The sequence below is a fragment of the Desulfitobacterium sp. genome, from assembly GCF_034927245.1.
In the GTDB taxonomy this organism is placed as follows: domain Bacteria; phylum Bacillota; class Desulfitobacteriia; order Desulfitobacteriales; family Desulfitobacteriaceae; genus Desulfitobacterium_A.
In genome coordinates, this window is sequence record NZ_JAYFQK010000034.1 from 1 (window position 1) to 7,405 (window position 7,405).

At 49.0% G+C, this 7,405-nt stretch carries 8 protein-coding genes and 1 pseudogene; all 9 read right to left on the reverse strand.

The genetic code is table 11. The features are described 5' to 3' along the window. Window positions 1-666: GHMP kinase (locus VB077_RS08925; protein ID WP_323414880.1), on the reverse strand; the 666-nt coding region annotated here is incomplete at its 3' end. After that, window positions 666-1,223, reverse strand: a complete 558-nt coding sequence (locus VB077_RS08930; protein WP_323414881.1) for a cob(I)yrinic acid a,c-diamide adenosyltransferase — start codon at window positions 1,221-1,223, stop codon at window positions 666-668. The genes VB077_RS08925 and VB077_RS08930, both read right to left, overlap by 1 nt. Continuing rightward, window positions 1,220-2,674, reverse strand: coding sequence for a cobyrinate a,c-diamide synthase (locus VB077_RS08935; protein WP_323414882.1), 1,455 nt, complete (start codon window positions 2,672-2,674; stop codon window positions 1,220-1,222). Before VB077_RS08935 ends, VB077_RS08930 begins: the two co-directional genes overlap by 4 nt. A gap of 45 nt (window positions 2,675-2,719) precedes the next feature. After that, the gene (gene cbiB / locus VB077_RS08940) at window positions 2,720-3,673 is read right to left on the reverse strand and encodes an adenosylcobinamide-phosphate synthase CbiB (protein WP_323414888.1); all 954 of its coding nucleotides are present in this window, start codon (window positions 3,671-3,673) and stop codon (window positions 2,720-2,722) included. Between the two features lie 2 nt (window positions 3,674-3,675). Next, entirely contained in the window at window positions 3,676-5,253 is a 1,578-nt protein-coding gene (locus VB077_RS08945; RefSeq protein ID WP_323414883.1) for a cobyric acid synthase, read from the reverse strand. 48 nt (window positions 5,254-5,301) lie between these two features. After that, window positions 5,302-5,937, reverse strand: coding sequence for a precorrin-8X methylmutase (locus tag VB077_RS08950; RefSeq protein ID WP_323414884.1), 636 nt, complete (start codon window positions 5,935-5,937; stop codon window positions 5,302-5,304). Continuing rightward, window positions 5,934-6,299: a CbiX/SirB N-terminal domain-containing protein gene (locus VB077_RS08955; RefSeq protein WP_323414885.1), complete on the reverse strand. Its 366-nt coding sequence runs from the start codon at window positions 6,297-6,299 to the stop codon at window positions 5,934-5,936. The genes VB077_RS08950 and VB077_RS08955 overlap by 4 nt, the downstream gene beginning before the upstream one ends. Beyond that, window positions 6,296-7,060: a precorrin-6A reductase gene (cobK, locus tag VB077_RS08960; protein ID WP_323414886.1), complete on the reverse strand. Its 765-nt coding sequence runs from the start codon at window positions 7,058-7,060 to the stop codon at window positions 6,296-6,298. Before cobK ends, VB077_RS08955 begins: the two co-directional genes overlap by 4 nt. Continuing rightward, window positions 7,057-7,405: pseudogene (locus tag VB077_RS08965) on the reverse strand (precorrin-3B C(17)-methyltransferase); the annotation flags it as partial. The gene cobK and the pseudogene VB077_RS08965, both read right to left, overlap by 4 nt.

The following is a 7,405-nucleotide window of genomic DNA, read 5'->3' on the forward strand; positions in this document are numbered from 1 at the left end:
GATTGTACCGGCATAAGCCATTTTTTCCAAGTCAGAACGGTCAATACCTTCATAAAAAATGGCCAGGGCTTTTTTAATCAGAGCTTCATGCCTCCGGTAATGTTCCAGCAGATCGGCTCGGGCATTAAAACGTTGTGTATCAAGCGTTCCGCCCCAATCAAGAACCAGCAGCATAGCCGGAACATTGTTTCCCAGCTCCCGGACATATTTTCCATCTTGATGGGCTATTTCCGTTACCCCCGGAAACATCACCGGATCTGAGGGCTCAATGGCCAAGGCAATACGGACAAGATCCTGAGGGGTCCAAGGAATTTTGAGAGAACTAAGGACCGCAGCCATTGCCGCCGAGAGATCAGCCGTCGAACTTGCCATACCCTTGCCGACCGGAAGCTCGGAGTGAAAATTCACCTTTCCCCTGCTCTGAATATCAAATTGTTTGGCCAAAAGATTTAACGCTTTTGCCGTTTTTGTTTTTTGGCTTGAGAGCTGCCAATTCCCCCGTTTTGGGGTTAAGCCTTGGCCGCCCTGAACTTTTACCAAAGATGCCTCAACCTCGACATAGCGATCAACGGGACAGTCGATTAAAAAAGGAGTTCCCTCTTTTGCTCCCTGAATCCATTCACCGCATGTTCCCGGACAACGAGCCCAGCCGGAATATGTATCCATTAATATTCAATCCCCCTACGGCTCCGAATACCTTCCTGAAAGGGATGTTTCAGCGCTTTTAATTCCCACCATTCGTCAACCCCATCCAGCCACTCCTTCGGAAAGTTGCGCCCCGTTAAAACCCAATCGATGGCAGGGGCGGAATGAAGAATGCTTAGAAGCTTTTCATGGGATAAGAAGCCGCGATTCAACGCATGACTTACCTCATCTAAAACGATCAACCCATATTGCTCCTTCCGCACCTGCTCTTGAAGAAAGGATAACCCCTCATCCATAAGAGGAAGCACAAGCTCCGGGTCGCGATTCTGGCGGAAGCATTCTCCACACCCTGTGCAATGCCTTATCCCTGTGCGAATCATGCCGGACCATTTACATCCTATCCCAAATTGGATAATCGGTATTCCCAGACGGTTTAAACCATAGAGCTCGCCCATATAGGTACTCCCTTTAAGAAATTGCAGGATTAAAACCTCCGTCCCCTTTGAATATGCGGTTAGCGCCGTACCCAAAGCGGAAGTCGTCTTGCCTTTCCCATCACCGGTATATACCCGAATCATGCTTTGTCTCCTTCACTCCGGATCCAGCCCGCCCAATGCTTTAGGAGTTCCGGGTGGCCCGCAAAGTTTAAATGGAGATAAGATCCGAAGATATTTTTCTGAGCATAACCCTCCGGCCGCATTAATTGTCCATTTTTAAATAACTGCAAGGCCGAGTGTTCTTCCCTCATTTCTTCTTTAAACTGAACATGGGAATAATGAAATTCATGGCCATGGACAGTTGTTCCTTTAAGACCCAAGAAACTATCCTGTGTCATGACCCCCGCCCGGTAACCCATGCCTTGCAATTTCGGTCTCATCTCTGCTTCTAGCGGAATTAATGACGCCATAGGAAAACGCCGGCCTTCAAAATCGGTTATCGCCTGGCCGAGGTAGATGTATCCCCCACACTCAGCATAAATTCCTTTGCCGCTTTGTGCAAATAGATTAAGGGAATGAAGGAAAGAACGATTTTGGCTTAACCCCTCAAGGTGCAGTTCCGGAAATCCGCCGCCCAGGAAAACCGCGTCTAAATCTTTAGGCAGCTCTGAATCGTGCAAAGGGCTAAAAGGGATGAGTTGAAATCCGCTCCTTTGGATCTCTTCCAAGGCATCTTCGTAATAAAAGGTGAACGCTTCATCGCGAGCAACCCCAAGCCTCAGTCCCCCGCTTCGGCTGCCTGTTTCAGTGCTCCCCTTTTCCCCGGTAAGCCCTTGAATTTCAGCGGAGTCGGCGGATAAATCCGGGAAGTCCGGGAAGTCCGGGAAATCCGATAAATCCGGGAAATCTTCTGCCCTTTGCATAATCTGCTCAAGCCGTTCAAGATCAATATAGGTTGTTATGACCCTCTCAAGGTCTTCCCAAAAAGAGTCCTGATATTTTCTCTCCTGGGAAGGAACTAAACCCAAATGTCGTTCCGGCAATTTCAAAGATTCTTCCTTAGGGACCGCCCCTAATACGGGAATTTGAATCTCAGCCAAAGCTTCTTTTAATAGGGTTTCTTGGGCCTTGGATTTGACCCGGTTTAAAATAATCCCTTGGATATTAACCCCGGGATCGAAGGTACAAAAACCATGAACCAGTGCGGCAACACTTCGCGACATATTAATGGCGTCAACAACAAGGATTACCGGAGCCTTTAATTGCTTGGCGACATCGGCCGTACTTCCAAAACCGGGAGTCCCGGACATCCCGTCAAAAAGCCCCATGACTCCTTCAACAACCGCCCATTGCCCTGCCGCAGTTCCGGCAAATAGAGAAACAAGGTGTTCCCCCAGCAGCCAACGGTCAAGATTTCGCGAAGGACGTCCTGTGGCCAAAGCGTGGAAAGAGGGATCAATATAATCCGGTCCGATTTTATATCCTTGTACAGGCCTTTTTCTGTGCGTCAGTACGGACATTATTCCCGTTGCCAATGTCGTTTTACCCACACCGCTATGCGTTCCGGCAATTACCACACGGGGAATATTCATGAGCCCATCCTTCTTTCCGTAAGATTAAAAGTTAAAGATTAAAGTTCAAAATGAATTTACGGCAATGAGTGCTAACAATAAGACCGTGAAAGACAGCCAGGTGGCTATACGAATAAGACGCCCGCACGCCAGGATATCTCTCCAGGTTAACGGATGCAAGGGATCTCCCATTTCCGCCCGATGATGGACTTCACCATGATAGATGTTGACTCCCCCCAGCTGAATTCCCAGCAGCCCTGCTGTTACACTTTCCGGATTACCCCCGTTTGGGCTTGGATGGGCCGAAGCATCCCGTTTCCAAATCTGATAGCCCTGTTTGACAGACAGCTTCATTAACCCGCCCGCGCCGAGCAGAAAAATAACGGACAAACGGGCCGGAATATAATTCGCCCAATCATCCGTGCGCGCCGCAAACCAGCCAAAATCCTGATAGCGCTCATTCTTGTAACCGATCATTGAATCCAATGTACTCACGGCTTTAAACGCCATTGCCAGAGGTGCCCCACCAATCGCCATATAAAAAAGCGGCGACAGAATTCCGTCCACATAATTCTCCGCTAGCGTTTCTACCGTTGCGCGAACAACCTCCGCTTCAGATAAATTACGGGTATCCCTGCTGACAAACCAGCCGATCTTCTCCCGGGCCTCGGGAAGATCTCCCCGCTGCAAAGGCTTCAGAATCGTACTCCCGGCCTTCGGCAAGGACTTCCCGGCAAGGGTTAGACTCATAAGGATAACTTCCGCCAATACTCCCAGCCGGGGATGAAGATAAGCTGCACCCGCGATGATTGATGCCGTAAGAATAAAGCTGCCGCCCACCAGAAGAAGCGTAAGGAGTGCCCCATTGCGCCTTTTGGCCCGGTTCGTTCCGCAATTCAATTTCTTCTCCGCCCAGGAAATGACTTTTCCCATCCCTATAACCGGATGGGGCCAACCTTGAGGGTCCCCCACAATCTGATCCAGCAAAAATCCGGACAAAAAAAGCCGCGGTGATGGCATGATCACTCGGAACCCCCACTTTCAAGTCCCATAATCTGCCGCACCTTTCTCAAATCTATACTTTTGCGGACGAGCTCGGCAAGTTCATTAAACGCCTGTTCCCGAATCGCGGCTTGAGAAGGAGACCCACTATAGGCCCGTTTTATGCCGCGTCTTTCCCAAAGCCATTCGAGAAGAGCACTCCGCAACGAATCATTATCAAAAAGTCCGTGTAAATACGTTCCCATAGCGCTTCCTGCCTGAACGCCGTCCCCGTACGTTGTACCTTGACCCTGAATCATAAACAGTGGATCACCCGCTGAAACAGAACGCCCCATATGGATTTCGTATCCTTGAATTTCTTCTCCTCTGCATTTTTGCAGGAAGAGATCATCGGAAATCACAGTCCCACGGCTTTGTACGGTATGTTTCTCTAAGGCAAATTCCGTCTCAAGGGGAAGGATACCGAGCCCCTTAATTTCCTCCAGATCCGATTCCGTATGATACGGATCGCGGACGACCCCTCCGAGCATCTGATATCCCCCGCAAATCCCGATCAGGGGGGATTCTGACTGCCAATACGCTTTGATTTTTTCTCCTAATCCGCTCTCCCAAAGGAATCGCAGATCAGCCAGCGTATTCTTGCTTCCCGGTACAACAACCAGATCCGGATTTCCCCATTCCTCAACACTTTTGACGTAACGCAGCCGAACATCCGGCTCATCCTCTAAGGGATCGAAATCCGTAAAATTTGAAAGATAAGGCAAACGGATAACCGCAATATCTAAGCAATTTTGAGGAGATAGCGCAGAAGAATCAGCTTTGCCTTTTTCGGCTTTCTCTTTCTCCGTTCCCCGTTCTTCTAAGACCACCGAATCTTCTTCCGGAATCCTGAAGTGATCAAAATACGGAACAACGCCAACCACAGGGATTCCTGTTTTTTCTTCTAAGAAATCGAGTGCCGGCTGAAGAAGCGTGATATCCCCGCGGAACTTGTTAAGGATAATTCCACGGACCAGTTCTCTCTCTTGCGGCTCCAATAGTTCCAGAGTACCTACAACAGAGGCAAGAGCCCCTCCCCGATCAATATCTGCGACAAGCAGTACGGGGACTTGTCCTTCGAGCGCTACCCTCATATTGACGATATCATTTTTTTTAAGATTAACTTCAGCCGGACTTCCCGCCCCTTCGATAATGACAACTTCATTTTCCTTAAGCAATTCATGCAAAGCTTTTTGGACGACAGGCCAGGTCTGTCTCTGATATTCCCCATGGTAATCGGAAGCCGACATCGTCCCCTGTGCCTTTCCCATGATCACAACCTGTGAACCGGTATGACCTGTCGGTTTAAGCAGGATCGGATTCATCCGTACCTCCGGCTCTACTCCGGCTGCTTGGGCTTGTACCACTTGAGCTCGCCCCATCTCTTCCCCGGAAGTCGTAATAAAAGAGTTGAGCGCCATGTTTTGTGCTTTAAACGGGCTGACTTTATACCCTTCCTGATAAAAGATCCGACAGAAGGCTGCGGCCAAAACGCTTTTACCCACATTTGATGACGTTCCTTGAATCATCAGACGTGCTGTATCCTGTTGCTTATTCATCTGTATCACCTCCCAAAAGTCTAACCGCCCATGTTGATTCTGCAAATGTTACAGCGTTCTTCCTACGGCTAAGTAAATTAACGCATTCACAACCGATGCTGCCATCGGACTCCCACCGCGGGTACCCAGAACCGTAATCGAGGGGTATTCTTGTTTTTGCCAAAGCGAATCCTTTGATTCCTTTGCCCCTACAAACCCGACAGGAATCCCCACAATTAACGCCGGACGATATTTCGGGTCTTCGGCAAGCTTTAAGACTTCGACCAAAGCCGTTGGAGCATTGCCCACAGCGACAATTGATCCCTGCAAACGTTCTTTGTTCAGGCGAAGAGCTGTCATCGTCCGCGTAAACCCCCATTCAGCCGCTTTCTCAGGAATGCGAGGGTCTCCTAAAAAGCATTCCGCACTTCCGCCAAGTTCGGCCAGCGCTTTTTTGGCTATTCCCGCCCGTACCATTTCCACATCCGTAATCACGGAGGCCCCGTGTTTTAAGGCGTGGAGGCCTGCTTCAACAGCATGTTCATGAATCGCGATTTCAGGCTCCAGTCCCAGATCACCGCTCGTATGAATCAAGCGTTCAACGACCTTAAGCTCTTGAGCGTTCCACACACGATGCAGATTCTGATGAATAAAAGCCATGCTGTCCCTTTCAATCTGCGCCGGATCGGTTAGGAAATTGCTCATGCCAAAGCCTCCTTAATTCTTGAACTCGCTAAGAAAGCAATTGAATCATCCGCACCCAACTCAGAAGTAAAAATAATTTCGACCTCAGGGTGTTTATTTTGAATTTCCTGAATCTCATTATGGATATCAACCGTCACATGCATCCCTCGAAAAAGGAACAAGGGCATGATAATTATTTTTTGAGCCCCAGTCTCCACTTTTGCCAAAACGGCATCAGGCAAACTCGGTTTCCAATGGGCCATAAATGCCGGGGTAACTTCATAATCCAAAATCTTTTCTACTTTTTGTGCCACTTCGATTAAACTTTCATTAGCCTCTTTCCGACGGCTGCCATGCCCAAGAAGAATTATTCCGGTTTTCATGTTAAATCCTCCACCCTTTTCAAAAATTCCCCCATTGTTTCTACAGGCGTAGCTTTCTCACTTTGAGGACGCTTTAAAACAATGATAGGAATCCCCAGTTTAAGACAGGCCTTAACCTTTTCTTCTGTTCCACCGATTTTTCCGCTTTCCTTCGTAATTACGACATCAATCTTCAGCTGCTCCCAAAGCGCTTCATTAAAGCGTTGCGTAAAAGGTCCCTGGGCAGCAATAATGCGGCTCGGTTGGAAGCCGAGCGCTTCACATTCATGCAAAACCTCTGACTTGGGTAAAACCCTGACAAAAACCTCTCTCTCCTTAAATCCGGGGATATTCAACCAATCCTTTAAGTTCTTGCTCCCCGTGCTTAAGAAAATTCGCTTTCCCAATCGGCAAGCTAACTTTCCTGCCGCCTCTAATCCCGCAGCCCAATGGATGAGCGGGGAATCATCATTGATGATTTGGGGTCTCTCCCAGCGAAGATACGGAATTCCCGCCTTCCCGCAGACCTTCCGGGCCAGCTCATGAACCTGCTCCGCATAAGGGTGGGTTGCATCGATCAAAGCCGTGATTAGATTCTGCTGCAAAAGGCCTAGAAGTTCCTCCTCATCCAGCGCTCCATAACGGGTGCGCAATCCTTGGGCCATGGCTATCTGCGCCCCATATTCCGTCAGCGTTGAAACCCAAACCCGGTGCCCCCGGGACTCAAGTTCACTTGCTAAACATCGGCCATCCTCAGTTCCGGCAAGGACTAAGAGGTTCATAGCACATACCCTCGTGGAGTAACCATATACGAACCGATGACGCGTGTCTGCGAACTTCCGATAATCACCGTCGTTAACATATCAATCGGCTGACGTGTGAACCCCTCTAAGGTTGAGATAGTCACTTGCGGCGTTTCTCCCCTTAGTGCTTCACGAACGATTCCCACCGGTGTCTCCGGTGAGCGAATCTCTAAAAGAAGTTTACGGATCTCTTCAATCTGCTCTTGACGTCCCTTGCTTTTGGGATTATAGATAGCCAGCACAAAATCAGCCTCCGCGGCAAAACGAACCCTCTTAAGAATAACATCCCACGGGGTGAGCAAATCACTTAAGCTGATTACGGCA

Coding starts and splice junctions, on each gene's coding strand:
- VB077_RS08930 (WP_323414881.1), bottom strand. CDS start 1,223: ATGATTCGGGTATATACCGGTGATGGGAAAGGCAAGACGACTTCCGCT.
- VB077_RS08935 (WP_323414882.1), bottom strand. CDS start 2,674: ATGAATATTCCCCGTGTGGTAATTGCCGGAACGCATAGCGGTGTGGGT.
- cbiB (WP_323414888.1), bottom strand. CDS start 3,673: ATGCCATCACCGCGGCTTTTTTTGTCCGGATTTTTGCTGGATCAGATT.
- VB077_RS08945 (WP_323414883.1), bottom strand. CDS start 5,253: ATGAATAAGCAACAGGATACAGCACGTCTGATGATTCAAGGAACGTCA.
- VB077_RS08950 (WP_323414884.1), bottom strand. CDS start 5,937: ATGAGCAATTTCCTAACCGATCCGGCGCAGATTGAAAGGGACAGCATG.
- VB077_RS08955 (WP_323414885.1), bottom strand. CDS start 6,299: ATGAAAACCGGAATAATTCTTCTTGGGCATGGCAGCCGTCGGAAAGAG.
- cobK (WP_323414886.1), bottom strand. CDS start 7,060: ATGAACCTCTTAGTCCTTGCCGGAACTGAGGATGGCCGATGTTTAGCA.